The 25,371-nt window shown below is 63.5% G+C and carries 21 protein-coding genes; 7 read left to right on the top strand and 14 right to left on the bottom strand.

The features are described from left to right. Positions 1-96: 96 nt before the first annotated feature. Entirely contained in the window at positions 97-879 is a 783-nt protein-coding gene (gene zupT / locus ABJ196_RS10325; protein ID WP_347306843.1) for a zinc transporter ZupT, read from the bottom strand. Between the two features lie 50 nt (positions 880-929). On the opposite strand from zupT, the gene ABJ196_RS10320 reads away from it, so the two are divergent. Together ABJ196_RS10320 and ABJ196_RS10315 are read left to right on the top strand one after the other, a co-directional pair. Beyond that, complete coding sequence (locus ABJ196_RS10320) at positions 930-1,973, top strand: hypothetical protein (protein WP_347306841.1); 1,044 nt, start codon at positions 930-932, stop codon at positions 1,971-1,973. 54 nt (positions 1,974-2,027) lie between these two features. Further along, positions 2,028-3,101, top strand: coding sequence for a biotin/lipoate A/B protein ligase family protein (locus tag ABJ196_RS10315; RefSeq protein WP_347306839.1), 1,074 nt, complete (start codon positions 2,028-2,030; stop codon positions 3,099-3,101). A gap of 7 nt (positions 3,102-3,108) precedes the next feature. Here the strand turns inward: ABJ196_RS10315 and ABJ196_RS10310 are convergent, their stop codons facing one another. The 3 genes from ABJ196_RS10310 to ABJ196_RS10300 are packed head-to-tail and all read right to left on the bottom strand — an operon-like array spanning position 3,109 to position 5,708. After that, positions 3,109-3,756, bottom strand: coding sequence for a pentapeptide repeat-containing protein (locus ABJ196_RS10310; RefSeq protein WP_347306837.1), 648 nt, complete (start codon positions 3,754-3,756; stop codon positions 3,109-3,111). After that, entirely contained in the window at positions 3,756-4,361 is a 606-nt protein-coding gene (gene pcp / locus ABJ196_RS10305) for a pyroglutamyl-peptidase I (RefSeq protein ID WP_347306835.1), read from the bottom strand. The genes ABJ196_RS10310 and pcp overlap by 1 nt, the downstream gene beginning before the upstream one ends. Before the next feature lie 9 nt (positions 4,362-4,370). Beyond that, entirely contained in the window at positions 4,371-5,708 is a 1,338-nt protein-coding gene (locus tag ABJ196_RS10300) for a hypothetical protein (protein ID WP_347306833.1), read from the bottom strand. A 515-nt stretch (positions 5,709-6,223) separates the two neighbouring features. On the opposite strand from ABJ196_RS10300, the gene ABJ196_RS10295 reads away from it, so the two are divergent. Continuing rightward, positions 6,224-6,778, top strand: a complete 555-nt coding sequence (locus tag ABJ196_RS10295) for a GNAT family N-acetyltransferase (RefSeq protein ID WP_347306847.1) — start codon at positions 6,224-6,226, stop codon at positions 6,776-6,778. Here the strand turns inward: ABJ196_RS10295 and ABJ196_RS10290 are convergent. The 3 genes from ABJ196_RS10290 to ABJ196_RS10280 all read right to left on the bottom strand — a co-directional run bounded on the left by ABJ196_RS10290 (position 6,775) and on the right by ABJ196_RS10280 (position 10,417). Next, complete coding sequence (locus ABJ196_RS10290) at positions 6,775-7,689, bottom strand: cation diffusion facilitator family transporter (RefSeq protein WP_347306831.1); 915 nt, start codon at positions 7,687-7,689, stop codon at positions 6,775-6,777. The genes ABJ196_RS10295 and ABJ196_RS10290 overlap by 4 nt on opposite strands. A gap of 224 nt (positions 7,690-7,913) precedes the next feature. Next, positions 7,914-9,206, bottom strand: coding sequence for a D-arabinono-1,4-lactone oxidase (locus ABJ196_RS10285; protein ID WP_347306829.1), 1,293 nt, complete (start codon positions 9,204-9,206; stop codon positions 7,914-7,916). Next, positions 9,203-10,417, bottom strand: a complete 1,215-nt coding sequence (locus ABJ196_RS10280) for an alanine racemase (protein WP_347306827.1) — start codon at positions 10,415-10,417, stop codon at positions 9,203-9,205. Before ABJ196_RS10280 ends, ABJ196_RS10285 begins: the two co-directional genes overlap by 4 nt. Positions 10,418-10,460: 43 nt before the next feature. On the opposite strand from ABJ196_RS10280, the gene ABJ196_RS10275 reads away from it, so the two are divergent. Further along, entirely contained in the window at positions 10,461-12,038 is a 1,578-nt protein-coding gene (locus ABJ196_RS10275; protein ID WP_347306825.1) for a succinic semialdehyde dehydrogenase, read from the top strand. Between the two features lie 153 nt (positions 12,039-12,191). Here the strand turns inward: ABJ196_RS10275 and ychF are convergent, their stop codons facing one another. After that, positions 12,192-13,277: a redox-regulated ATPase YchF gene (gene ychF, locus ABJ196_RS10270; protein WP_347306823.1), complete on the bottom strand. Its 1,086-nt coding sequence runs from the start codon at positions 13,275-13,277 to the stop codon at positions 12,192-12,194. Positions 13,278-13,381: 104 nt separating this feature from the next. On the opposite strand from ychF, the gene ABJ196_RS10265 reads away from it, so the two are divergent. Together ABJ196_RS10265 and ABJ196_RS10260 are read left to right on the top strand one after the other, a co-directional pair. Continuing rightward, positions 13,382-14,797 (top strand): AI-2E family transporter, encoded by a 1,416-nt coding sequence (locus ABJ196_RS10265; RefSeq protein ID WP_347306845.1) that lies wholly within the window; start codon positions 13,382-13,384, stop codon positions 14,795-14,797. Between the two features lie 37 nt (positions 14,798-14,834). Further along, positions 14,835-15,947 carry a DNA recombination protein RmuC gene (locus ABJ196_RS10260; protein ID WP_347306821.1) on the top strand — a complete coding sequence of 371 codons (1,113 nt, stop codon included), beginning with the start codon at positions 14,835-14,837 and terminating at the stop codon, positions 15,945-15,947. On the opposite strand, the gene ABJ196_RS10255 is transcribed toward ABJ196_RS10260, so the two are convergent. Continuing rightward, positions 15,944-17,158 (bottom strand): MFS transporter, encoded by a 1,215-nt coding sequence (locus tag ABJ196_RS10255; protein WP_347306819.1) that lies wholly within the window; start codon positions 17,156-17,158, stop codon positions 15,944-15,946. The two genes, ABJ196_RS10260 and ABJ196_RS10255, sit on opposite strands and share 4 nt — an antisense overlap. 846 nt (positions 17,159-18,004) lie before the next feature. Here ABJ196_RS10255 and ABJ196_RS10250 point away from each other — a divergent pair. Next, positions 18,005-18,997: a DUF6542 domain-containing protein gene (locus ABJ196_RS10250; protein WP_347306817.1), complete on the top strand. Its 993-nt coding sequence runs from the start codon at positions 18,005-18,007 to the stop codon at positions 18,995-18,997. Between the two features lie 84 nt (positions 18,998-19,081). Here ABJ196_RS10250 and ABJ196_RS10245 read toward each other — a convergent pair whose 3' ends face one another. The 5 genes from ABJ196_RS10245 to iolD all read right to left on the bottom strand — a co-directional run bounded on the left by ABJ196_RS10245 (position 19,082) and on the right by iolD (position 25,132). Continuing rightward, positions 19,082-19,615, bottom strand: coding sequence for a type 1 glutamine amidotransferase domain-containing protein (locus ABJ196_RS10245; protein WP_347306815.1), 534 nt, complete (start codon positions 19,613-19,615; stop codon positions 19,082-19,084). A 176-nt stretch (positions 19,616-19,791) separates the two neighbouring features. After that, positions 19,792-20,661 carry a sugar phosphate isomerase/epimerase family protein gene (locus ABJ196_RS10240; protein ID WP_347306813.1) on the bottom strand — a complete coding sequence of 290 codons (870 nt, stop codon included), beginning with the start codon at positions 20,659-20,661 and terminating at the stop codon, positions 19,792-19,794. Between the two features lie 34 nt (positions 20,662-20,695). Further along, positions 20,696-21,649, bottom strand: coding sequence for a sugar phosphate isomerase/epimerase (locus tag ABJ196_RS10235; protein ID WP_347306811.1), 954 nt, complete (start codon positions 21,647-21,649; stop codon positions 20,696-20,698). Positions 21,650-21,695: 46 nt separating this feature from the next. Continuing rightward, on the bottom strand, positions 21,696-23,192 hold the full coding sequence (locus ABJ196_RS10230; protein ID WP_347306809.1) for a CoA-acylating methylmalonate-semialdehyde dehydrogenase: 1,497 nt from the start codon (positions 23,190-23,192) through the stop codon (positions 21,696-21,698). Between the two features lie 50 nt (positions 23,193-23,242). Next, positions 23,243-25,132: a 3D-(3,5/4)-trihydroxycyclohexane-1,2-dione acylhydrolase (decyclizing) gene (iolD, locus tag ABJ196_RS10225; RefSeq protein ID WP_347306807.1), complete on the bottom strand. Its 1,890-nt coding sequence runs from the start codon at positions 25,130-25,132 to the stop codon at positions 23,243-23,245. Positions 25,133-25,371 lie beyond the last annotated feature (239 nt).

Here is a 25,371-nt window from a genome sequence, read left to right as displayed (position 1 = left end):
ATACGCTAAAACGAGTACAGCCCTCCGGCAAGCGGAGGACTGCACATTATATGTGGCACCCAAAAGATACTGGGCACAACCAGCAGAAACAGCGAGCTACAGAAACATAAGAAGCGAAAATGCCATGACCGCCATGCCCGCGATGAGGCCGTAGATGGCGTAATGGTGCTCGCCGGTTTCCTCGGCGGTAGGCAGCAGCTCATCCAAGGAAATGAACACCATGATGCCGGCAATGACGCCGAAGGCCACGCCCATCGTCGTATCGCCGAGCACCGGTAAGAGCAGCAGATAGCCCACGACGGCACCCACCGGCTCCGCGAGGCCGGACAGCGTCGCCCACGTAAACGCCTTGCGCCGCGAGCCCGTGGCCTGGCGCAGGGGCACGGCCACGGCGATACCTTCCGGAATATTGTGAATGGCGATAGCAAAAGCGACTGGCAGCGCGATGCTCGCGTCCTCCAAGCCGGCGAGGAATGTCGCGAAGCCTTCCGGGAAATTGTGGAAGGCAAGCGCCGCGGCGGTGAACACGCCGGTCTTCATGAGTCGGGCGCGGCGGGCATCATCAAGCATGGTGCCCGGCTCGTGCGGATTGATCTCTTCCGGCACGAGGCGGTCGATGACCGCAATGATGGCAATGCCCAGGAAGAACGCGCCCACGCCCAGCCATGTGCCGGTGCGCTCCGAGTCGAAAGCCGCAATGAGCTTGTCCACGCCCTGCGGCAAAATCTCCACAAAGGAGACGTAGAGCATGACGCCGGCTGACAGGCCAAGGGCACCCGCCATGAACTTCGGCCCTGGGTCGCGGTGGCCCACGGCGATGGCGGCGCCGATGGACGTGGATAAGCCCGCAAGCAACGTCAGAGCAAGGGCAAACAACATGGCTTTAGAGTCTACGATGGAGGAGTCCACTTACCAACGCGAGGAGCGCCATGCAGCACTATCCCCTGGCCCGCAACTACTGCGGCGTGGAACACGCAGCGGTCCTCGAGCACATCGTCGCCGCCACTGCGCTGAAGATTCCGCACCTGGCCGACGGCCCGACGCTCATCGACGTCACCCTCGAGACCAATAATCTCACCCGCGGCTGGAACATCCGCTGCCCACTGGGCTACCTGGGTGCCCTCGACGCCGAGGAATCCCAGGATTTCCCGGACCTCGAACAGCTGCGCACCATGCACGTCACCACCACGGCGACGGTCGAAATCGTCGACGGCATGCTTGACATCGCGGTCAACCTCGGCCTCGGCCCCTGGCAGGTGCCGCGCAATAACGCGGGCGGCCCCGTCCTCGCCCCGGGGATGGGCGTACTGCTTGCCACGGACACCACGCACGACGTTTCCGCGGAGCAGCTCACGCAGATGGACACGTGTTCCTTCTTTGTTTCCCTCACGCTCATGGGCGAGACGTTCGTCGCCTCCGCTGAAGACTGCGTGCTGGGCACGGCACCGGCGCCGGCGCATGTCGCCGACCTCCTGCGTCGCGCGGCCGAGGGCGGCCAGACGCTCTTCGCGCGTGCCTATGCCGCAGACGGACTCATCGCGGTCGACGTGCCCGAGCCCGGCTCGGCGGAGTTCTTCGAGCCGCCCGTTCCGGCGCTCGCGCCCCGCGCGCGCATCATCCCGGAGCCGCCCGCAGCAGACGGCACATGGCAAGCGCTCATCCAGCCTGCCGATGCCGCCTCCCCCGTCCCCCAGGGCACCCGGCCGTTCCCTCAGATCACCCACCCCACATCGGCGTCGACGGCACCGCTCGATATTGCGGCGATGACGGAGCACGCGCGCGCCCACGGCGTCGATATCGCCACCCTCGCTGGGGTCGTCGCGGGGCTGGGCGGCGAACCCGACCTCACGTGGCGCCCACTGCCGCTGCCCCAGGCTGCTGGGCGCTACTCTTCGGAGTCCGCACGTGTGACGGCGCGGCGGAAAGCCTCGGGTAAGGCGAAGCGGCATCGGAAGCCCGGCCGCGGCACGTAAACCCCGGGAGATACGCCGCAGCCAGAATGATTAAACACGAGTACGCTCTTGTTTATGACTGAAGCGAATAAGCATTTTGAACTCAAAGTCCCGGGCGGCAAGCTCATCGTCGTCGATATCACGGTCGACGAGGCTGGTGCCATCACCGCGGCGCAGGTCGCGGGCGATTTCTTTCTTGAGCCCGAGGACGCCTACGAGGCGCTCGCGCCGGCGCTCGTGGGCACGCACCGCGGCGAGGCGACCGCGGATATTCAGGGCCGTCTCGACGCCGCCTTGGCGCGCATTGAGGAGCCGGTGGCCCTGCACGGGTTTAGCACGCACGACCTTGCGGTGACGGTGCAGCGCGCGCTGTCCGACGGCACGGATTTCACGGACCACGAGTGGGAAATCCTGCAGCCGGGCGTGCTGCCCACGCCGGTCAACGTCGCACTCGACGAGCTGCTGCTTGACCAGGTGGCCACCGGCCAGCGCGGCCCGACGCTGCGCTTCTGGGAGTGGGACGACCGCGCCGTCGTGTTCGGCAGTTACCAGTCCTACTCCAATGAGATCGACCAGGCGGGCGTGGACAAGCACGGGATTACGCCAGTGCGTCGCATGTCCGGCGGCGGTGCGATGTTCATGGAGGGCGGCAACTGCATCACATACTCCATCTACGCTCCCGAGTCTCTCGTCGCGGGATATTCTTACGAGGATTCTTACGCCTATCTCGATCAGTGGGTCCTCGCGGCGTTGGCCAAGCATGGCGTCAACGCGTGGTACGTGCCGATCAATGACATCACCTCGGACGGCGGCAAGATCGGCGGCGCGGCCCAGAAGCGTCGCCGCGGCGCGGTGCTTCACCACACGACGATGAGCTACGACATTGACGCGGACAAGATGATGGACGTCTTGCGCATCGGCAAGGTGAAGGTCGCGTCCAAGGGCCTGGCGTCGGCGAAGAAACGCGTTGACCCGCTGCGCCGCCAGACCGGCGTGCCGCGCGAGGAGATCATTGCGACGATGGCCCAGGAATTTGCCACCCGCTACGGCGCGCGTCCGGCGGAACTCACGGAGGCCGACCTCGCGGCGGCCCGTGAGCTCGTCGACACGAAGTATGCGACTGAGGCTTGGACCAAGCGCCTGCCGTAACTCGACGTTAGTCGACGGTGGCGCCGAGGAATGCGGCGAAGGCCGGGGCGAGGTGCAGAGTTTGCTCATGGGTGAGCACCGCGCCGCGCAGCGACCCCAGCCCGCCGATGCCGCCGATATCGAGGCCGCGCACGTCCACGTCCGTGAGCCGCGCGCCATCGAGGCGCAAGGCCGCGGTGCGGCAGCCGTGGAAGGCGACGCGGTGAGCGGTGGCTTGGCTGAGATCGATCTCGTCGAAGACGCAGTCCTCGAAGAGGACGTCGCGCAGGGTGCCGCCGGAGCAATTGATCCAGGTGAACTTGCAGTCGCGCACGCGCGTGGAGAAGAGATCGGCCTCGGCGAGGTCGGCAGCGCCGAAGCGCGACTCGGCAATTTCGCAGTCGCGGAGCACGGTGCGCGGCAGGCGCAGGCGTGGGGCATCGAGTCCGGTGAGCTGGCATTCGGTGAAGGTCGAGGCGGCAAAGTCGACGTCGTCGAGGGAGGCATCGGCAATGAGACACGAGTTGAGCGTCATCCCCTGGACGTCGAGCGGAATGGGCCCGGCGAACCACTGATTGTCGTAATTCTCGCGGGGCTCGAGGGCGGGACCTTCGGCGAGCTGAGTCAGGTCGATGCGCAGCGGGCTGAGCTTGGGTGCGGCGACGATGCGAGCCATTAGTGCGTCGCGCCTTCCGCCGACACGAGATCGCCGTCCGGATGGGCGACGATGGCTTCGATGGCGGCGACGAGCCCGCGCGTGATGTCCGCGACGGGCAGCGACGGCTCGCCTTGTTCCGGCGCGTAGGGCACATGGATGAATCCGGCGCGGGTCGCGGTGCCGGCGGTCGCGTGCAGCATGCGGTACATGAGGTGGTTGCACACGAAGGTGCCCGCGGTATTCGACAGTGCTGCGGGCAAGCCAGCGTCGCGAATGGCGGCGACCATGGCTTTGACCGGCAGCGTCGCGAAATATGCTGCGGGTCCATTCTCGACGATGGGGGTGCCCGTAGGCTGGTTACCCGCGTTGTCTGGAATCGATGCGTCGTCAATATTGATAGCCACGCGCTCCGGCGTGAGCTGGGCGCGGCCTCCTGCCTGGCCGACGCAGAGGACGGCATCGGCAAGCGTGAGGTCGGGTAAGGGGGTGCCGAAGCGGGTGAGGACGGTAAAACGCACGATATCCGCCCCGGCAATACGGGACGGAAGTTCGGCCACGGCGAGCTGCGCGGGGTTGACGCGCTGCCCGCCGAAAGGATCGAAGGCGGTGACGACTATTCGCATGCCCTCATTTTAGAAGGTGCCCTTCAGCTCCTTGCCGGTATCCGACAGGGTGGCGCCACGAGAGTCGACGTTCTGGTCGTTGTACTCGGAATCGTCCCCGTCGATGCGGGAGATCTGGGTGACCTCGATGTAGTTGTGGAGACGACCCTCAGAGGTATTGCCGTCGCCGAAGTCGAGGTTGGCCACGCGGACGGAGTCGCCGGTGTTAATCGGGTTGGCCAGCGTGACCTCGAAGGAACGAGTGGAGGTCTTCTCGTCGAAGCCCAGGTCGCGGATGTGCGCGCCGTTGGAGGAACGCGGGGTGATAAGGCGGTCAACGCCCTCCGGACCCTCGGCGGTCTTGACGTCCACGCGGAACTGGGTCGCCGGGAACTCGCCGTAGTAGCGGTCGGTGCCGACGTTCTTTAGGCGCAGCGCGACGGTACCAGCGAAGCCATCGGCCTTCGCGCCGGACGTCGTGAAATACGGCTGGAGGTCGAGCTTGTGCTGCTCCTCGGCCTGCTTTTTATCGGCCTCTTCCTCAGCCTTGCCCTCGGCCTCGGTGGCGACCTCGCCCTCAACCGGGACCTCGTTGTTCTTCACGACCTCAGCGTCGGTCTCCGGGTCCTTGGCTTCTTCCTCGACGACCGGGGTGGTGTTCTGCGCGTCCTTGTTCGGGGCGTAGGAATCCGCGATGTCGTCGTAGAGCTTGACGCGGACCTCGTTCTTCACAGGCTGCAGCGCAGACCAGAAGGTCGGAGTGGACCAGGTGCCGTTGGGCTTGCAGTACTGCTGCGTTCCGGTCATGTCGAGAACGCGGAAGCCGTAGGTGGCCTCGCCGGTGTGGTTCGGCGGAACGTCGTACGGGCCGATGGACTGGCCAGCCTCCCAGGACAGGGAGTAGGACGCGGATGCGCCGAGCGACTTGGCGATGGAGAAGGAAATGCCTGCGGTCGTGCCATCCTGGGTGTGGCTACCGTTGATGGAGGTCGTCTGAGAGCGGTCACCGTTGACGGAGACCTGGATGGACTGCGACTTGGACAAGTTCTGCTGGAGCGGAATGTCCTTCTCCGTCTGGTTCGTGGTGGAGATGGTACCCACCGGCATGAACGTGTCAGTCACCTTGTAGACCACGGTGCGGGTGTCTTCCCACGGGTTGCAGATGGGGCGCGCGTTGAGCACGTTCGCCTTGATGTGGTCCGAGCCATGGCTGGTGTGGACGATGGGGAGCTTGGCGTTGACGGCCGGGGTCTCCGGGTAGGACTCGGTCTGGGTTGCAGCCCCAGCGAGCGGGGCGACGAGCGCTCCGGAAAGCGTGGCGCCGGCCACGGCGGCAGCAGCGGCAGTGGCTAGACGGCGAAGCTTCATGCAGTTCTCCTCGAGAGTGAATGGATGTGGATGCACCGCTCGAACGCGGCGGCGCGACGTGGCCTAGATTAAGGATCCCCTCACCCGCCCGCAACAGTATAAGTATATATATGACACGCACATCATTTTTCCGTCCCCACAGGGCGCAGACACGGGATAACGGGTGAAACATCCGAGAATCCACACGGTTATCCCAAAAGTTTCTCCCGTAAACTAAAGGTGTAGCGACAAATATTCCTCTTAGGAAACACGCTTACCCCCATGCGGGGGCGAGTCGCGCGCACTGCCACACATAAGACTCGCAATGTGATCCACGTTACTTGTAGCCTGAGTGGCTATGAACGCGACCTTTTATGAGGAACCGGCCGCGTTTCGTGCGGCCGCTAGCGAGTATCTGAAGGAGCATCTGCGCGAGACAAGCGTGCTTGCTACCCAAGCGAATAGACCGAAGCTCGAGGACCAGCCCTATTGGTTCGCGACGATTACTGACAGCGACGAAAATCGTGGGCGTGGCGATGCGTACACAGCCGACGCCGCCCCACCCCGCCTATGTCCAGAAGCTGGACCCCGCAGCGCTCGCCGCGTTGCAGGACGCGCTGGACGAGCGGGGTGAGAAGCTGCCGGGGTGCATCGGCCACTGTGAGACAGCCAAGGAGCTCGCCGGCCCGGGCGCGCGGCTGGAGATGCATTCGCGCCTGCACTTTTGCGAAGAGGTGGTGTGGCCCGAGTGCCCGGCGGGCGAACTGCGTGCGGCGGAGCGTCTCGCGCGCGGCGGTCATTGGCTGTGGGAGGTCGACGGGCAGCCTGTCCACTACACGGCCGTGCACGACACAGGCCTGGGTCTCGAGCGCATTGGGCCGGTATTTACGCCCGCGGCCGAGCGCGGACACGGCTACGCGGCGTGGGTCGTGGCAACGCTCACGCAGGACATCCTCGACGACGGCGATGTCGCGACGTTATTTACGGACCAGGCGAATCCCGTCTCACACCGCGTGTATGAAAGGATTGGCTACCAGTCCGTGGGCGACGAGGGCGAGTTGTACGCCGCGGGGTCTAGCGCGGCGAGCTAGCGCATGTGGAGCGTGCGGCGGTGCTCGACGCCGGCGGGCTCCAAGTGGATGAAGACCTCAGCGCCGGGGAAGAGACCGTCCACGTCGTCTTCGAGGGCATCGGCAGCGTGGTGGGAGGCGAGGACGGTCCACGTGGGGTCGACGTCGGCGGTGAGGTAGATGAAGCGCTGACGGCCGAAGGCCACGGTGCGGCGTTGGGTAATCGTGAGGCCGTGGGCGGGGGCAACGCGCGCGAGGAGCTCGTCGAGGGCGGCGTTTTCCTCGCTGGGCAGGGACTCAGAGAGCAGGCTCGACAGGGAGTCGCGCAGGAGCTGGTACCCGGTCCACATGATGTTGATGCCCACGGCGAGCGCGATGACGGGGTCGAGCCAGAGCCAACCGGTGAGCCACACAGCAGCGATGCCCACGAGGACGCCGACGGAAGTCCACACGTCGGTCAGCAGGTGTTTGCCGTCCGCGTCGAGGGTCGCGGAGCGATAGGTCTTACCGGCGCGCAGGAGCGCCAGGCCGACCACGAGGTTGAGCACGGAAGCGGCGGTCGACAGAAGAAGGCCCAGACCTGGCTGCTCGAGCGGCTGAAGATGAATGAGGCGGTTGGCGGCGGACCAGAGAATCATGCCGGCGGCAACAAAGATGAGCGCGCCTTCAAGCAGCGCGGAGACGTACTCGGCCTTGCCGTGGCCGAAGTGGTGGTCCTTGTCCGCGGGCTTGACGGCGATGCGCAGCGCAATGAAGCCTGCGATGGCGGCGACGAGGTTGACGATGGATTCGAGGGCATCGGAAAGAAAACCCACGGAACCGGTGAGCCACGCGGCGAGGGTCTTCAGCAGAATCGTCGCGACGGCGGCGGCGATAGACAGCTTCATAAACCGCTCGAGGGCGGTCTGTTCGGAACGATCAATGGCGGACATAGTGACGAGTCCCTTCGGTTCGGCCGGGCATAAACGGACGGTGGATACCGAAGGTCTCGCTCACCAGGTGGAACCTGGCTGGGTGGCCGGGCGCGTGGCGCCAGTATGTCGACCAGCCAGCGCCGACCGGGTTAAACCCCAGATGCCGACGCGGAACTACTCCCCTTCTGCTCAGCTATAAAACCAGCCGTACGCTGGGGTGTCAATTGAGACCGAAAGTTCAATTAGCCGAAGAGTTTCTTCACATGATCTGAGCCGAAGCGCCACTGCGGATCCATCTGTTCGCGCAGCGCACAGAACTCGTCGAAGCGCGGATAAAGCTCTGCGAGGTCTGCGCGGGCAAGGGTGTGCATCTTGCCCCAGTGCGGGCGCCCGCCGGCAGAGCGCAGAAGCGGTTCGATCTCGGCGAAGATGGGCTGCGGGTCCACGAACTGCGGCACATGCGTGGCGATATACATGGACTCGCGGCCGGTGGACGTGGACAGCGCAACGTCGTCCGCGGCCGTGGTGCGCAGCTCGAGTGGGAAGCCGATGCGCCAGCCGCGGCGGTCGATAAGCGATCGGATCTCGCGGACGACCGCGGGGCCTTCAGCCAGCGGCACGGCGTACTCCATCTCGTGGAAGCGCACGCGACGCGGCGAGACGAACACGCCGTGGTTCGTGCCACGGTAGCGGTTGTGCGAGAGCACTGCGGTCGCGATGCGGTTGGCGTAAGGGATCGACGCGGGCACGGCGCGCCCCACCGCCAGGGCTGCAGCGAAGGCGCCGTTGCCCACGAGTTCCTCGTCGAGGAATTCCTTCCACTTCGGACGCGGCCCCACCTCGTGCGCGGCATCGGGCGCTAGGCGCGTATTGCGCTTGATCTGCGCGCGGTCGGTATGCGGGAACCAAAAGCACTCAAAGTGATCCGCGCTGCGGGCGTGGGTCTCCCAGTTATCAAGGATCTCGTCGAAGTCGTCGCCGACTTCCTCCGCGACGAGGTCGAAGGCGTCGACGCACTGCATCTCCACTTCGACAATGATGCCTAGCGCGCCCACGGAGACAGTGATAAGGCGCAGCAGCTCTGGGTTCTCGTCAAGGGAGTAGTCGCGGCGCTGGCCGGCGGCATCGATAAGCGACAGCGCCGTGACGGTGCCGGCGAATCCGGTAAAGTCCAGGCCCGTGCCGTGCGTGGAGGTCGACACCGCGCCGGCGAGCGACTGCGGGTCCACGTCGCCCTGGTTGGCGAGCGCCAGCCCGAAGGGTGCAAGCAGCCCCGGCACAGTGCGCAGGCGTGTGCCGGCGAGGAAGCGCACGCGCTTGCGGTCCGCATCGACGCTGACGATGCCGCTGAGCTTGTCCAGGTTGACCATCGTCTCCGTGCCCGCGGCGACGGGAGTGAAAGAATGCCCAGCGCCCACCGTGCGCACCGAGCCCCGTGCGGTGCGCACGAGGTGTTGCACCTCCGCGATGGTCGCTGGCTGGAGGAAGGTATGCGGCTGCGTGCGCACGGAGCCGGACCAGTTAGAAAAGTTCACCGGAATGTCCATCCTTTACCGCGATAGGTGCTCCACTCCTCCACCGTGCCGTCGTGATGCACGGCGAGGAGCGAGTCCACGTTTTCTGTCATTTCGCCGGCCTTCGCGTGGCGGAACCACACGAGGTCGCCCACGTTTAAGTTCTTCGCCACGCGACCATGGAGCGGGGTCTGCACCTCGCCGGCGCCCTCCGTGACCGAGTACTTCAGTCCCGCCGGCAGCACCGGGACCGGCACGCGGTCCGCGGCCGGCGGGCCAGAGGCGATCCAACCGCCCGAGTTCACGGTCGCCCAGCCCGGAGCCGGAATGCGCGAGACCTGGCAGACAAAAAAGGCCGCCGCGCGGTGCTCGAGCGCCGTGAACCGGTCGAAGATGGCCGGGGTGTACAAGCCGGAGCCTGCGGCGAGCTCGGTGAGCGTGCCCTCCGCCGCGGATTCGTGGAGCGAGCCCGTGCCGCCGCCGTTGACGAACTCGAGGTCCACGACCTCACGCGCCGCCGCGATGCAGGCAGCCCGGCGCGGCGCGAGATCGTTGAGCGAACGCGTGCGTAGCCAGCGCTTCACCGCGCCCACGGGCCCGGTCTCGCCGTCCGGCACGGAGGCGACCTGGCCTTCGTAGGCCATCATGCCCACCAGTTTCAGATTCGGACGCCGCACGATGTCGCGCGCGAACGCCGCGACCTGCTCCGGCGTGCGCAGCGGGGAGCGCCGCGGCCCAATGACGAGCGCGCCGAGCTTCTCCGTAGGCAACCGCAGCGTGCAATCCATGTCAATGGCCACGCGCACGGGACCCGCGCCAAGCGAGTCAAGGAGGTCGAGGTGCGCCGTCTCATCGACCATGACCGTAATAGTCGCCCGCAGCTTCTCGTCGGCGGCGAGCTGCGCCAACGCCTCACGATTGACGCTGGGATAGGCCACCACGATATCGGTGAACCCCTCGCCCACCAGCGCGATGGCCTCAGGAACGGAGAACGCCAGGATGCCCTGGAAACCGTCGAAAGACAGCGCATAACGCAGGGCCTCGACGCTGCGCAGCGACTTGGAGGCCACGCGAATGGGCAGCCCGCCAGCGCGGGCGACCATGGCGCGTGCGTTGCTTTCAAAGGCGTCGACGTCCACCGCGCCCAGCGGCGCGACGCTCGTTCCCGCGCGCACGCGCCGGTCCACGGCCGCACGCAGCGCCTGCGAGGGCTGGATCTCAGTGACTGTCATAATGCAAGGATAGTCACACCAGTAATCGCTAGTATGGGATTATATGAAAACCTTTCGCTCGCCCTCGCTTCCCGCCGAACTCGCCGCTCGCCTGCGCACGTTCCTCGACTCCGCACCGGCCGGCGATGTGCGCGGCACCGGCCCCGCGCATATCGCGGTAGCCCCCTGGACCGGCGAGGAACTCTTTGCCTTTCCCACCGCGACTGCACCCGACGTCGAAGCCGCCGTCACGGACGCCCGCGCCGCACAAAAGGTCTGGGGCAACACGAGTTTCGCCGAGCGCCGCCGCGTGTTCTTCCGCCTCCACGAGGCCCTGCGCGCGCACGAGGACACCGTCCTTGACCTCATCCAGGCCGAAAACGGCAAGGCCCGCGCCCACGCCTATGACGAGGTCATGGACCTCTACAATTGCGCGCGCTTTTATGGTCAGCGCGCCGCCCACGCCTTGCGCGACGAGCACCACCGCGGCGCCTTGCCGGTGCTTACCAAGACGCGCACGCAGTATTACCCGCTCGGCGTCGTGGGGCTCATTTCCCCGTGGAATTATCCGCTCTCCCTCGGCGTCGGCGACGTCCTCGCCGCGCTCGCCGCGGGTAACGCCGTGGTTCACAAGCCAGACTCCCAGACCACGCTCACGGCCATCTACCTGCGCCGCCTCGCCATCGCCGCGGGCCTGCCCGCGGGTGCGTGGCAACTCGTGCCAGGCCGCGGCGCCGAGGTCGGCGACGCGCTCGTGCCTACCGTGGACGGTCTATCTTTTACCGGCTCGACGAAGGTGGGCAAGCAGCTCGCCGCCCAGGCTGCCGAGCGCCTCATTCCCGCCATGCTCGAGCTGGGCGGTAAGAATCCCGCGCTCGTGCTTGCCGACGCCCCCGCCTCCTCCACCGCCCCAGCCCTCGTCCGCACGGCATTTTCCTCCTCGGGACAGCTGTGTATGTCTGCCGAGCGCGCCTACATCCATGCCGATGTCTACGACGAGCTCCTCGCCGAACTGAAGCAGGCGCTCGACCGCGAGGTGCTCGGCGCGTCGTTTACAGACGCGGCGACCATCGGCACGCTCACCTCGGCAGGGCAGCTCGAGACTGTCCAACGCCACGTCGACGACGCGGTATCCAAGGGTGCAACTGTCGTTTACGGCGGCAAGGCCCGCCCGGAGCTCGGACCGTTCTTCTTCGAGCCGACCGTCCTCGAGGGTGTCACGGAAGACATGGAGTGCTACGCCGCCGAGACCTTCGGCCCCGTGCTTTCCCTCTATAAGGTGAACTCGGACGAGGAGGCCATCGCACGCGCCAACGACACGTCGTATGGCTTGGCGGCCTCCGTGTGGTCCGGATCCGAGCGTCACGCCTGGAACGTGGCCAGCCGGGTGGAAGCCGGCATGGTCAATATCAACGAAGGCTTCGCGGCGGCCTACGGCTCCATCGCCGCGCCGGGCGGCGGCGTCAAGGAATCCGGTCTCGGCCACCGCCACGGCGAGACCGGCCTGCGACTGTGGTCCAACGAGCGAACGGTCGCCGCGCAACGTCTCCACCCGCTCGCGCCCTCGACGCTCCTGCCGCCCGAGCGCTTCCGCACGCTCATTACGACGGGCATGCATGTGATGAAGACGTTGCGACTCTAAGCGGGATTTCACGACAACGAAGCCCTCCAAATCGCGTGATCTGGAGGGCTTCGTTGTCGTGAAAAGCCGGTTAAGCGTTGACGAGCTCCGACTCGTTGTCGTCGCCGGTGAGCATAGTGTGCGAGCAGACCCGGGCTGTGGCGGCGGGTGAGTCTAGCCGCCGATCTTGAAGTCGCAGACGTCGCCGTCCTGCATGATGTAGTCCTTGCCTTCCTGGCGGACCTTGCCGTGAGCGCGGGCCTCGGCCATGGAGCCAGCCTCGTCGAGGTCGTCGAAGGAAACGATTTCCGCCTTGATGAACTTTTTCTCGAAGTCGGTGTGGATAACGCCAGCGGCCTGCGGGGCGGCGGAGCCTTTCTTAATCGTCCAGGCGCGCGCTTCCTTCTCACCGGCGGTGAGGTACGTCTGCAGGCCAAGCGTCTCAAAACCAGCCTTGGCGAGCGTGGCCAGGCCCGGCTCGGTCTGGCCCACGGACTCGAGGAGCTCCATGGCCTCATCCTCGGGCAGTTCGAGCAGCTCGGTCTCGGTCTGGGCGTCGAGGAAGACGCACTCCGCCGGGGCGACGAGCTCTGCGAGCTCGGCGCGCTTGGCGGCATCAGTAAGCACGGCCTCATCCGAGTTGAAGACGTACAGGAAGGGCTTAGCCGTCATGAGATGGAGGTCGCGCAGCGGCGCGAGATCGAGCTCGCCGTTCTTCGCGGCGGCGAAGAGGGTGCGGTCGTCCTCGAGGACGGCCTGAGCCTTCTTGGTCTCCTCGACTTCGACGGCCTTGTCCTTATCCTTGCGGGCTTCCTTCTCCAGGCGCGGCAGGGCCTTCTCGATGGTCTGCAGGTCAGCGAGGATGAGCTCGGTGTTGATGACCGAGATATCGTGCGCCGGGTCGACCTTTCCGTCGACGTGGATGACATTGTCATCGGAAAACGCGCGGACGACCTGACAGATGGCGTCGGCTTCGCGGATATTGGCAAGGAAGGCGTTGCCCATGCCCTCGCCCTTGGAAGCACCCTCGACGATGCCAGCGATGTCCACGAAGGACACGGTCGCGGGCAAAATGCGCTCCGAGTTGAACATCTCAGCCAAGCGGTCGAGGCGCTTATCTGGTAGCTCCACGAGGCCGACGTTGGGCTCGATGGTGGCGAACGGGTAATTCGCGGCCAGGATATCGGAACGGGTCAGGGCGTTAAATAGCGTGGACTTGCCCACGTTGGGCAGGCCGACGATTCCAAGTGTAAGACTCACGGGGCCAATCCTAACGCACCAGGAAAAATTTAAGGCAAGATGGTGGGGTGAGTTCTGACAAGCACGACGCATCCCCGACAGACCCCAGCGCCCGCCCCGAGGCCCTGGGGCTTTCCGCCAAGCCGAGCAAGGCTGCCGATGCCGCCCGCTTGCGCGACGTCTCCCCGCACCCGCCGGGAGACCAGGTCGATCGTTCCGTCGTTGTCGCCGAGATGGTGCGCGACGTCTCGATGTGGGCGCTGCGCCTGTTTATCATCGGCGCATTTATCTATGCCGCCGCGCGCATGCTGGGCAACTTCTGGCAGGGCGTCCTACCGGTTCTGCTGGCGCTCATTATTTGTACGGTGCTCGCGCCGCTGTCGGGCGGGATGCGCAAGGCCGGGCTGCCCAGCGGGCTCGCCGCGTTCGCCTCCATCCTGCTGTTCTTTGGAATTGTGGGCGGCATCATCGCATTTGTCGCGCCGAACTTCGCGCGGCAATCCCAGACGCTGTACTTACAGACGGTCGAGGGTATCCAGCGCTTGCAGCTGTGGGTCCAGGGTCCGCCGCTCGAGCTCGATAGCGACGAGCTGAGCCGCTATATCGATGAGGCCGCCACATGGATTCAATCCCGCGCGGGTTCCATCGCAGGCAGCGTCTTCTCTGGCATCGGCACCGTGACCTCCATCGTGGTCACTCTCCTCGTCGTCCTCGTCCTTACTTTCTTCTTCCTCAAGGACGGCCACAAATTCTTGGGCTGGCTGCGCGAGGCCACCGGCCGCCGCGCGGGCTGGCACCTCACCGAGCTGCTCACCCGCGCGTGGAATACGCTGGGCGGCTTCGTCCGCGCACAAGCGCTCGTCTCCGCCATCGACGCCGTCTTCATCGGTCTAGGACTAATCATCCTCAACGTGCCGCTCGCCATGGCTCTGGCGATTATCACGTTCTGCGCCGGCTTCATCCCCTTCGTCGGCGCCATCGTCGCCGGCGCGCTGTCCGTGACCATCACGCTCGTCTCCCTGGGGCTTACCAAAGCCGTCATTGTGCTCATCATCGTCCTCGTCGTCCAGCAGCTCGAGGGCAATGTGTTGAGCCCCTGGCTCCAGGCCCGCGCCATGAACCTCCACCCCGTCGTCGTGCTCATCTCCGTCACCGTCGGCTCCGCACTCTTTGGTCTCGTGGGCGCCTTCCTCGCCGTGCCCGTCGTCGCCGTGTTCGCGGTGTGCTGGCGCTACGTCCTTGAGATCCTCAAGCTGCAGTCGGGCGAGATCCAGGCCGAAGACATCCGCTTCGAGACCGTCGCCGGCGAGCTCATCGGTCGCTACACCGAGGACGAGGGCCGCTTGAAACGCGTCGCCCTGCGCGACAACGAGTTCGCTAACGAGGCCGCAGGTCGCGACGCTGCAGCTGATGGCACCGACCCCACCACCATGGACGTCGACGCCGCGCCACACCCGGCCGAGCGCCCGCGCATTCGTCCGCAGCTCGACAAGGCCCGCGACATTCTCGATAAAATTTTCGATAAGTTCCGGCGTTCCTAAACGACCATGTCGACACCGTCTGGCAGGGTGGGGCTCCATGAGCTCCATCCTGTATTTGATTCTTGGCCTAGTTCTTGGTGCCGTGCTGGGCTGGCTTGCACACGCCTACCGCGTGGGCCAGTCCCCCGCGCCTGCTTTGCCTGCCGATGCCACCCGCGAGCTCACCGCCGGAGTGCGCGAGGGCCTCGCAGATTCGCTCGACCGCCACGTCGTCCCGCTTGAGAAGGCCATGGATCGCCTGGGCCTCCAACTCCAGGAGCTCGAGGCTGGTCGCGCCGCCGAATTCGCGTCGCTTACCAGCCAGGTACAGGCCATCACGCGTACCTCAGCGCGGCTCAATGACCGCACAGACAAACTCGTCACAGCGCTGCGCTCCCCCAACGTTCGCGGCCGGTGGGGCGAGATCCAACTCGAGCGCGTCGTCGAGCTCGGCGGCATGGTCAAGCACGTCGACTTCGACTCGCAGGTCACCGCCACCCTCGACGGCCAGCGCGTGCGTCCCGATCTCGTCATTCGCTTGGCCGGCGGGCGTCAGATCGTCCTCGATGCCAAGGTTCCTTTCAGCTCGTATCTTGACGCACTCGAGGCCACAGACCCCGAAGAGCACGCCGCTTTCCTGCGCCGCCACGCCCATCTCATGCGCAGCCACGTCGCGGCGCTGTCCGGCCGGGAGTACATCGAGGCCTTCCAGCCCACGCCCGAGTTCGTGGTGCTCTTCGTCCCCGCCGATCCTTTCCTCGACGCCGCGCTGAGCGTCGACCCGGACCTCCTCGAGTTCGCCTTCGAGCGCAATATCGTCATCGCGACACCCACCACGCTCTTCGCCCTGCTGCGCACCGTCGCGCTGGGCTGGCGGCAGGAAGACATCTCGGACAAAGCGCGCGAGGTGCAGCGCCTGGGCCGCGAACTCTACTCGCGCCTTAACACCATGGGCGAGCACTTCAATAAGGTGGGCCGCGGCCTCGAGCGCGCCATCGACGCCTTCAACGCGACGCTCGGCTCCGTCGACTCCCGCGTCATGGTCACCGCCCGCAAGCTTAGCGAGATGGACATCCCGGCACGCACAGACCGGCTCCCCACCGAACTCGAGCGCGTCGATACGTGGCCGCGCTACGCGCAGGAGCCTCTACCGGAGGAAGACGGCTTTTAGGATGCGTGCCGCGCGGCAGCACGACGCGCGACTGCGAGCTGCAGACCTAAGGCAATAACCGCGCCTGCGGCAGGAATCCAGAAGGCAGCATAATGGCTGGCGGTAAACACGGGCATCATGACAACAGGAGCCAGCGCCGCGCCGAAGAAACGGAAGGCCAACACGGTCGACAGGAGTTCCGTGCCACCGGGCGAGCGCAGCACGAGCATATTGATGATGATCTGAACCGCTTGCATGCCCACGAGCGCCAGCGCCCAGGCAACCGCAATGACGATCGGGTGCGGGGACAATGGCACGCACAACAATCCCGCGATGACGCTCCCCAGTCCCAGCGCGAGTGACCGGGGCACGCCCAGGGCGTCGACCGCGCGACCAATGAAGCGGGAAAAAATAAACGCTGCCAAACCGCCGCACATCACGACGGCGCCGCGGCCGGCCGAGCCGAGATCAAAGCGCTCCGCAGCGAGCAAGGACACGGCAAACGGCATGCCCACCACACCGGCGCCCAGAATCAGGAAGGTGAGCATGTGGACGGACATATATCCCCATCGCACCCGCTCGTTGTCACCGGCCGCCCGGCGCGGCGCGGGCGTGAGCATGGGCACCCGCACCACGAAGATGAAGACCACGGAGGCGATAACGACCAGATAGGTCAGCCGCCAGGAGATGAGCGCGGCGGCACCGGCCAGCAGCGGAGCCGAGAACACGCCCAACGATTGCATCGCGGTAAACGTCCCCAACGCGGTGCCCAGCTCATGGTCAGGAGTAATCCGTTTCACAATGCCTTGCAGAACTGGAGTCGTGAAGGCATTGGCAATCGCCATGATGACGAAGATGGTGAGGAATATCCACCATGTAGGCGCCAGCATCAGACCTACGGCGCCTGCACAAATAACAGCGAATGCGACGAGCACAACCTTGGACGGTGAAAACCCGCGCACCAGTCGGCCAGAGAACAACATCGCAGCCGCAAACGGAAAGGTGTACGCCGTAATGGTCAGCGCGGCGAGGAAGATTGAAATCCCAAACGAACGCGAAAACTCCGGCAAGACGACGGAAATAGACTGGCCCACAAAGGGACCCACAAATCCGCCTAGGTAAATAGCCGCGCGCTGCCACCGTGTTCTGCTGGGATCAGCAACCTCGTCGCCCACAGCACGGTGGGCCGAACCGGAAGCGCCCTCTCCTCGGTGCGATGTCGAATTGGTCATGCACGCACTGTAACGCATCGTTCATAATCTGCACCGCAGTTCGTAAAGCGAACGATTTTTACCCCCGTCCCCGCCGATGTTCTGCATCTTTCCGCCGACAGACGGCACAGGCCTTGCTCCCGTGACACGCTCCCACGAAAGGATGAGGCGCGTTACAGGATCGGGTGCTGCTCTCATACCACCGCGCTTTTCTAGGCCTACGCGGCGGCACACCCCAGCGGTCGTGGACGCAGCATTCCGGACCGGGCGCGACAAGACGGGATATCACCATGTCCTCCACCTACGAGTTTTCTCCGGGGCTTTTCCTCGACATTGAATTGCCGTCCACCGCTCAGGACGGAAGCACTCGTCCGCCTGTGATTGTGTGGATCCATAACGGCGGCTGGCGTCTCCACGACCGCACGGCACGGCCCAATTGTGCGCGAGCCTTTACGCCGCAGGGGTTTGCGATGGTCTCAATCTATTACCGCCTCGCCCCCGCCGGCACGATCCACTCGTTCTCCTTCCACGCGCACAACACGCACATGCTCGGTATGCTCACGACACCTCTCTTTGAGAAAATTCTTCGAGTATATGAACGTGCCCTCGGATTTCACCGTGCAAGAACTAGGCACCGAGCCGTGGTTCCCGGCGGCAGGATGTGGCAAGGCGCACGCCGAGCTCGACCTCACCGTCGTCAGCCCGCCGCCACCGCACTGGCCGGCATACGCGGTTCATCCCACGCTGCGTGGGATGAGCCGACGACGGCCTGCGCGTCCCGTGTGGGGTGACAGCGCGGTCTCGATATGCGAAACTCACCTCGCTCAATTCCTCTTCCTGAGTGAAGAAACGGTAAAATTGCCGTTCGTGTCACATGCCAATGCCTCCACCGCCACCCGCCGTCCCTCCGGATCCGCGCCGCGGTCCGGCATGCCAGTGTGGTCCGGACCGGCGATTCTCGCCGGTGGGCTCCTTCTCGGCCTCATTATTACGGTCGCCATGAGCGGCTTTAACTGGGCCTTTACAGCGTGCTTCGCACTCGGCGTCCTCGCGGCCGTCCTCGTGGTCAACCCACGCGGCTTGCTCATTACGGTCTTGTCTATCCCCGTGATCTTCGCGGTCATGGTGTTGCTCACCGGCTGGCTGACTGCGTATAGAAGCAGCGATACTGCCTCGTTGTTCTCGCGCACCACGCTGTTTACTGGCGCCTATCCTTTCGTTGAGCGCTTTCCCACGCTGCTCATCCTTGTCCTAGCTGGGGCTCTGATCGCCGTCGTGCGCCTGTGGCTCGCTGGTCGCAACGCCTCGTCAACCCGCGAGTCTGAGGCTGCCACCCGCCGCGCCACCGCGGAGGCTGAGCGCCGCAATCGCGTCGCAAGCACCCGCGCCCGCCAGCGCTCCGGCACGCTCACGGTGGCGGAGCTCAAAGCCCGCAATCAATCGGAGACCGCCTCCATCCGTCGCGTTCGCACCGGCGAGCGCGACCGCGACGCGCGCCGCCGCGAACAGGCCGCGGAGCGCGCCGCCCAAGAACGCATCGAGCAGGGACTCCCGGCGCGCGATGCTCTCGAGCGCGAGCAGGCTGAGCGCGTCGCCCGTGCGCGTGCCCGCCGCGAGGCCCGCGAACGCGAGCTCGCTAAGGCCCAGGCCGCAGCCGAAGCTCAGGCTGCGAAGACGTCTACTGCGAAAGAGGACGCTCCGGTGCGCCCCGATCCGAATCGCCGTGCAGGCGACGGCACCGCCACGTTCCCTGCTCAAGCGGCCCCGGCTGCCGATGCCCCCTCAGATTCACCCGCAGCCTCCAAGCGTCCCGCGCGCCGCACCAGCCGCCTCGACGAGGACCTCTACGGCGAGGACTAAACGCCACCGCGCAGACATAACAATCCCCCGGCGCGACGCCCAATTCATGCAGGCGTCGTACCGGGGGACTTCTGTAAGAACGTCTTAGTGCTTGCCCTCAGCAAACTCTTCGACGATCTTCGCGTTGAAGGCGGGCAGGTCGTCCGGCGTACGGGAGGACACGAGGCCCTCATCGACGTGGACTTCCTCGTCGACCCAGGTCGCACCCGCGTTGCGCAGATCCGTCTTGAGCGACGGGAACGACGTCAGCGTACGGCCCTTGAGCACGTCCGCGTCGGTGAGAATCCAGCCGCCGTGGCAGATAACGCCCAGCGGGCGGCCTGCCTCGACGTGCTTCTTCACGATCTCCACGGCTGCCTCATCGAGACGCAGCGCATCCGCATTGCCGGTGCCGCCGGGCAGCACGATGCCATCAAACTGCTCGCCACGGGCCTCAGCCGTCGTGGCGTCCACGTCGATGGAGGTACCCTTTTTGCCGCTAATCTGGCCCTTCTCCGGGGCAAGAATCTTCACGGTCGCTCCCGCCTCGCGCACGGCGTCCGCCGGCGAGGTGAGCTCGGAATCCTCAAAATCGTTCGTCGCGATAATGGCAATGGTCTTGTTGGAAAGATCCGACATGGTGTACTCCTTAATTCTTCGTTGTTAAGTACGGATCCCACCGTAACCGCCACTGACGACTTTTGCAGAGACACTGCGTATCGCCCCTTGTCCGCACAATATGGCGAAACATGAGACGAGACGACACGAAGAAGCCGCCGCACCATCCGGCGTGACGACTTCCTAGTTGCGTTAAGTTAATCACCACCCAGTTCTTCGAGGATTCGCTCTCGCATCCGCCGGTTGATGGCGTCTGCGTCTTCTTCCCAACCGAATACGCACACGGAAACCGGTCCGTCGTAGTTGGTGTGGCGAAGGTAGCCAAATGCCTCATCCCAGTCGATGTCACCGCGGCCGATTTCGTTGTGCTGGTGAACACGCGCGTCCACACCCGGTGGGTTGACGATGTAGCGATTGCCAACATTCGCCATGTGGTTGTACACGTCGGCGATGTGCAAATGCTTGAGTCGTGGACCCGCATAGTCAAGCATGCGCGTTATGTCCCCGGCACCTTCAGAGAGATGGAAAGCATGCGGAAAGCAGAACTCATAGTTGAGCCAGTCCCGGTCAACACCACGTACGATCTGCACTGCGCAATCGTTCGTCTCCACGAAGTCGTAGGGATGAGCCTCGATCGTGCACTCCAGCCCGTACTTCTCGAAGTGAGGAATGAGTTCTTCTATAGAAAAGTAGAACTGACTCTCGCTGCGTTGTGGCTGGTTCGGGTCGCCCGAGAACTCCGTCGCGATAAGCGGAACCTCGAGCGCGTCCGCAATCTCGAGCACGCGACGGAAGTTACGCACCTGGGCGCGCCTCTCCTCCTCGTTCGGGCTGGACCAATTGAACACCGGATTGAAGCTATGAATCTTCACGCCGGAGTCGCGCATCGCCTGCCGCACTTCCTCAATCTGGTAGCGGTCGACCTTGGGGTAGTGATGCCACTCGTGGAAGTCCGCACGGGGAGACAGCTCGATATAGTTGTAGCCTAGCTCCGCAGCTTTATGGCATTCTTCTGCCACAGTGAGGTGCGGATGGTACATTGACGGGTCGAGCAAGACCTTGACCATTGGCCTTCCTCCTTTCCTGTGTGTTTCGGGGTAATTATTTGCGGCCGAGGCCGCACTCCGCCAGGTACTCGCGCGTCTTGATGGCGTTAGGCAGCGGAAAACCAGGCTCTGCCGGGTAGAGATCCTGCTCGCAGATGACATAGAGCTCACGATCAAGTGCGGCGAGTTTGCGGATCAGTTCCTTAGAGTCCGGTTCACCAGCCGGTGGTCGGACGGACGCGCCCTCGGCAACAGCTTTACCGAATGGCCAATCAAGCTCGTGGGCCTTCTTCACAATCTCTGGATCAAAATTCTTAATGTGCGCATAACCGATGCGCTCCGGATACTCGTCAATAAGTTGGAGCGGATCACCTCCGCCGTAGACAATGTGGCCGGTATCGAGACAGAAAGACACGTAATCCGGGTCAGTTGCTTCAAAGATGCGCGCGATCTCTTCCGGGGTTTCGATGTGAGAGTCTCCGTGTGGATGCAGGACCATCGTCAGGCCATAATCTTCCTTGAGCAGCTTGCCCAGCCGGTTGGCATTATTGATGTAAAGATCCCACGTCTGCGCATTAAGCGTGCGATCATCAGTGAACTGCCACGTCTTGTCGTCACGGTAGAGCGGCGGAAGGTGGACCATATACTCGGCGCCGACGGCAGCGTGTGTCTCGGCAATCGCGCGGAAGGTCTTTTCCGTCGTTTCCCATTCCTCGCGCTTGTGAAGCACTCCCCAACCGGTGCCCGCAACGACTCGGAAACCGTGCTCATCCATGACATCTTTAAGTTCGCGCGGGTCCTTCGGGAAATAGCCCCACGGGCCGGTCTCCATGACTGAAAACCCCGCTTGTGCCATCTCCGCTAGCGCTGTCTTCCACGGAATCTGCTTAGGATCCTCGGGGAACCACACACCCCATTGGTCAGGACACACACCGATCGTGAGCTTGTTATACGGCACCTGGGGGTTGACCGCTCGTTCCTGGTTGGTCAACGCCGTAGCAGTAGTCATCTGAGTTTACCTTTCTTATCGCTTCGTATGAACAGTGCCGGTCGCACTAACCGTTCGTGGGGAAGTTCATGGACGCCTCAACATGCTCGTCCTGGTGCGGCCAGCGAGTCGTGATGGCCTTCTGGCGGGTATAAAAGTTCACAGCCTCCGGTCCGTGAGCGTGGTACTCGCCAAAAAGAGAATCCTTCCAACCACCGAAGGAGTAATAGCCGGTCGGGGTGGGAATCGGGACGTTGATGCCGATCATGCCGACCTGAATTTCATCCTCATAGCGGCGGGCGTAGTGACCGGAACCGGTGAAGATGGCGGTACCGTTGCCAAACGGCGAAGAATTGACGAGTTCGACGGCATCGTCAAAGTTGTCAACGTTCATAACGACGAGCAGCGGGCCAAAGACCTCATCCTTGTACGCCCGAGCGTCACGCGGAACATCGGTGAGGATAGTCGGTCCAACGAAGTAGCCTTCCTCGTGTCCATCGACAACGAGCTCACGACCATCAAGGACAACCATTGCACCAGACTGCTCAGCCTCGGTAGTCCAGTCGATGACACGCTGACGAGCATCCGGAGTGATGACCGGGCCCATGTCCGTATCCGAGTTCGACGCTGGGCCCACGACAAGCTTTTCGGCCTCTTCCTTGATGGCAGCAACGAAATCATCATGGATCGTACCAACAGTGACTGCCACCGGAACGGCCATGCAGCGCTCACCAGCGGAACCAAAGGCACCCGACGCGATTTGTTGTGCCGCGTTGCGCAGATTGGCATCGGGCATAACCACGGCGTGGTTATTCGCCCCGCCGAGTGCTTGGACGCGCTTGCCGTTGGCTGATGCCGTGTCGTGGACGTACTTCGCAATCGGAGTGGATCCAACGAAGGAGACGGCCTTAATGCCTCGATGCTCAAGAATGGCATCGACGACGGGCTTGCCACCGTGGACTACCTGGAAAACACCGTCCGGAAGGCCTGCCTCCTTGTAAAGACGCGCAACAAGGTTGGAGGCAGAGGGGTCACGCTCAGAAGGCTTAAGGATGAAGGCATTACCGGTAGCAATCGCGATGGGGTGCATCCAGAACGGAACCATCGCCGGGAAATTAAACGGCGTGATACCAGCAACAACGCCCAAGGGCTGGCGGTTGGTGTGCGCATCGACGGCGGTGGAAACATTAGCTGAGAAACCGCCCTTCAGCTCCTGGGTAATAGAAGTGGCAAACTCGACGGTTTCAAGACCGCGGGCAATTTCGCCGCGGGCATCGGCAGCAGTCTTGCCGTGCTCACGGGAGATGATTTCCGACATTTCATCGGCATGCTCGAGCATGAGCTCGCGGAAACGATAAAGAATCTGGACTCGCTTGCCCAAAGAGTAGCCGGCCCACACCTTCTGTGCGGCCTGGGCTGCTTCAACAGCCTCGTCGATGGTGGAAGCGGTTCCGAGCTGCAGCGTACCGATTTGGCCTCCGGTCGCCGGATTAAAAATCGGTTGGGTGTCGTTACCGTTGGCTGCCGTTTCTTGGCCGTTGATGAAGTGAGTGACGTTGTACATGAAATTCCTTTCGAACGGTGTCTCGCAGTCGGTGCTGTGTCTAGGGATTTTTAGAGGTAGTGGCGTTGATCAGCACGGCCGGCCTCGTAGTCTTGGCGGGCCTTTTGGGTGCTGTCCAGTGCGCTCGTTTCAGAGACCGGAACGTCCCACCAACCGATACCCGGCGGGTTGGGTCCGTAGATATTGGTGTTGACGACAATAGCGCGCGCCGATGTAGCTTCAGTCGCGCGTGCATAAGCCGCCTGGAAATCCTCCGTCGAAGAGACCTCCTCTACCTCGATGCCGTAGGACGCGATGTTGGCGGAAATGTCGAAGGGAACGTTGTCCCCGTCAAGTTGACCAGTTTCTTTATTGCGAGTGCGGTATTTGGTACCGAAGCGCTGGGAACCGTGAGATTCGGATAGCGAGCCAATGGACGACCAGCCGTGGTTCTGCAGGATGACCAAGATGACCTTGATGTCCTCAGCGACAATGGTCGCAATCTCCTGCGGTGCCATTTGGAAGGTTCCATCACCGATAATCGCGACAACCTCATTGTCCGGAGCAGCCATTTTGACTCCCATGGAGGCAGGTAGCTCGTACCCCATGCAGGAGTAGCCGTATTCAAGGTGGTACTGCTCAGGGCTACGTGCCTTCCACAACGCTTGAAGATCGCCCGGCATAGAGCCGGCGGCGTTGATGACGATGTCATTGTCTGCCATGAGCTCGTTGAGCGCGCCGAAGATTTCGGTTTGTGCCGGCAGCGGCTGGTCGTGCGGGGCAAAACAGGGCGCGATGAGTTCTTCCCACTCTTGATTGAGGCTAGCTACACGCTCCCGCAGCGCCGCGGGAGCTGTCCAGCCCTCGAGCGCTGTAGTGAGAGACTGAAGCCCACTGCGGGCATCGGCGACGAGCATTTCGGCGGAATGCTTGGCAGCGTCGAAAGCCTTGACATTGAGGTTGACGAAGCGGACATCTGGGTGTTTGAACGCGGTATGGCTCGACGTCGTGAAGTCGGTATACCGCGTGCCTACACCGATAATAAGATCGGCCTCGGCTGCCAGCGTGTTGGCCGGGTCTGCTCCGGTCGCGCCCACACCGCCTACGGAAAGTTCATGATCACCGTGAATAGCACCCTTGCCTGCTTGGGTGTCACACACGGGGATCCCGGTAACTTCGGCAAATGCAGTAAGTTCTTTCGTCGCCTCCGCATAGATGACGCCGCCGCCTGCGACAATAAGCGGCTTTTTGGCTTTCTTAATGGCCGCGACAGCGCGCTCGAGTGCAGCTCGATCGGGCTCGGGACGAGCGACGTGCCACGTGCGCTCGCGGAAGAACTCTAGCGGCCACTCGAAGGACTCTGCCTGGACATCCTGTGGCAAGCAAAGCGTCACCGCACCCGTCTCGGCAGGATCAGTAAGAACGCGCATGGCTTGCAGCGCCGACGGGATGAGCTGCTCCGGTCGATTGATGCGATCGAAGAAGCGGGAAACAGGACGGAACGCGTCGTTGACAGAGAGATCCATACCGCGCTCGTCTTCGAGCTGTTGCAAAACCGGGTCAACAGTGCGCGTCGCAAAGATGTCACTAGGAAGGACAAGCACCGGAATACGGTCGATAGTGGCGAGAGCCGCTCCCGTTACCATGTTCGTCGAACCGGGGCCGATTGATGCCGTGCAGGCGAGAGTCTGCATACGGTTCTTCGTACGAGCGAAGGCCGTCGCGGCATGGACCATGTTTTGCTCGTTTCGGGACATGAAGTAGTCGAGATGCTCCTCGCCCTCAGCTGGCGCTTGCTGGTTTTGCAGCAAAGCCTGGCCAACGCCTGCGACGTTTCCATGTCCGAAGATTCCAAAGGCACCCGGGATAAGGCGCTGGCGTTGTCCGTCGCGCTCAGAGTACTGAACAGACAAGAAACGCACCAATGCTTGCGCCACTGTGAGCCGAACGGTGTGTGCCACGGTCTCCTCCTTACATCAGTGGTGTGGTCGGTGGTGTGTATTTATCGGTGACCGGTCTCCGCATCCCAAGAGTACGACTCATAAGGCTACGAGACTGTGAGCTGAATCTACTTTCACCTAACAAGTGAACGATCGCTTCAACGGCCATAAACGGAGTATGTCGTACACAATCCGACAGTGTCAACACTTTGTCCTAACAAATGCCCCCGCCGGAGTTTTATTTAAGGTCACTAATTTTT

The sequence above is a fragment of the Corynebacterium sp. SA-MJD20WY100 genome (genome assembly GCF_039822565.1).
Lineage (GTDB): Bacteria > Actinomycetota > Actinomycetes > Mycobacteriales > Mycobacteriaceae > Corynebacterium > Corynebacterium phoceense_A.
Note: the sequence above shows the minus strand (reverse complement) of the source record. Positions and strands in the feature narration are given on the sequence as shown.

Excerpts from the sequence above, each read along its gene's own strand:
- ABJ196_RS10245 (WP_347306815.1), bottom strand. The coding sequence starts at position 19,615 with ATGTCGGATCTTTCCAACAAGACCATTGCCATTATCGCGACGAACGAT.
- ABJ196_RS10315 (WP_347306839.1), top strand. The coding sequence starts at position 2,028 with ATGACTGAAGCGAATAAGCATTTTGAACTCAAAGTCCCGGGCGGCAAG.
- ABJ196_RS10280 (WP_347306827.1), bottom strand. The coding sequence starts at position 10,417 with ATGACAGTCACTGAGATCCAGCCCTCGCAGGCGCTGCGTGCGGCCGTG.
- ABJ196_RS10290 (WP_347306831.1), bottom strand. The coding sequence starts at position 7,689 with ATGTCCGCCATTGATCGTTCCGAACAGACCGCCCTCGAGCGGTTTATG.
- ABJ196_RS10300 (WP_347306833.1), bottom strand. The coding sequence starts at position 5,708 with ATGAAGCTTCGCCGTCTAGCCACTGCCGCTGCTGCCGCCGTGGCCGGC.
- ABJ196_RS10255 (WP_347306819.1), bottom strand. The coding sequence starts at position 17,158 with ATGACCAATTCGACATCGCACCGAGGAGAGGGCGCTTCCGGTTCGGCC.
- ABJ196_RS10240 (WP_347306813.1), bottom strand. The coding sequence starts at position 20,661 with ATGGTCAAGGTCTTGCTCGACCCGTCAATGTACCATCCGCACCTCACT.
- pcp (WP_347306835.1), bottom strand. The coding sequence starts at position 4,361 with ATGCGAATAGTCGTCACCGCCTTCGATCCTTTCGGCGGGCAGCGCGTC.
- ABJ196_RS10320 (WP_347306841.1), top strand. The coding sequence starts at position 930 with ATGCAGCACTATCCCCTGGCCCGCAACTACTGCGGCGTGGAACACGCA.
- ABJ196_RS10260 (WP_347306821.1), top strand. The coding sequence starts at position 14,835 with ATGAGCTCCATCCTGTATTTGATTCTTGGCCTAGTTCTTGGTGCCGTG.
- ABJ196_RS10295 (WP_347306847.1), top strand. The coding sequence starts at position 6,224 with ATGCGTACACAGCCGACGCCGCCCCACCCCGCCTATGTCCAGAAGCTG.
- ABJ196_RS10275 (WP_347306825.1), top strand. The coding sequence starts at position 10,461 with ATGAAAACCTTTCGCTCGCCCTCGCTTCCCGCCGAACTCGCCGCTCGC.
- ABJ196_RS10310 (WP_347306837.1), bottom strand. The coding sequence starts at position 3,756 with ATGGCTCGCATCGTCGCCGCACCCAAGCTCAGCCCGCTGCGCATCGAC.
- ABJ196_RS10230 (WP_347306809.1), bottom strand. The coding sequence starts at position 23,192 with ATGTACAACGTCACTCACTTCATCAACGGCCAAGAAACGGCAGCCAAC.
- zupT (WP_347306843.1), bottom strand. The coding sequence starts at position 879 with ATGTTGTTTGCCCTTGCTCTGACGTTGCTTGCGGGCTTATCCACGTCC.
- ABJ196_RS10235 (WP_347306811.1), bottom strand. The coding sequence starts at position 21,649 with ATGACTACTGCTACGGCGTTGACCAACCAGGAACGAGCGGTCAACCCC.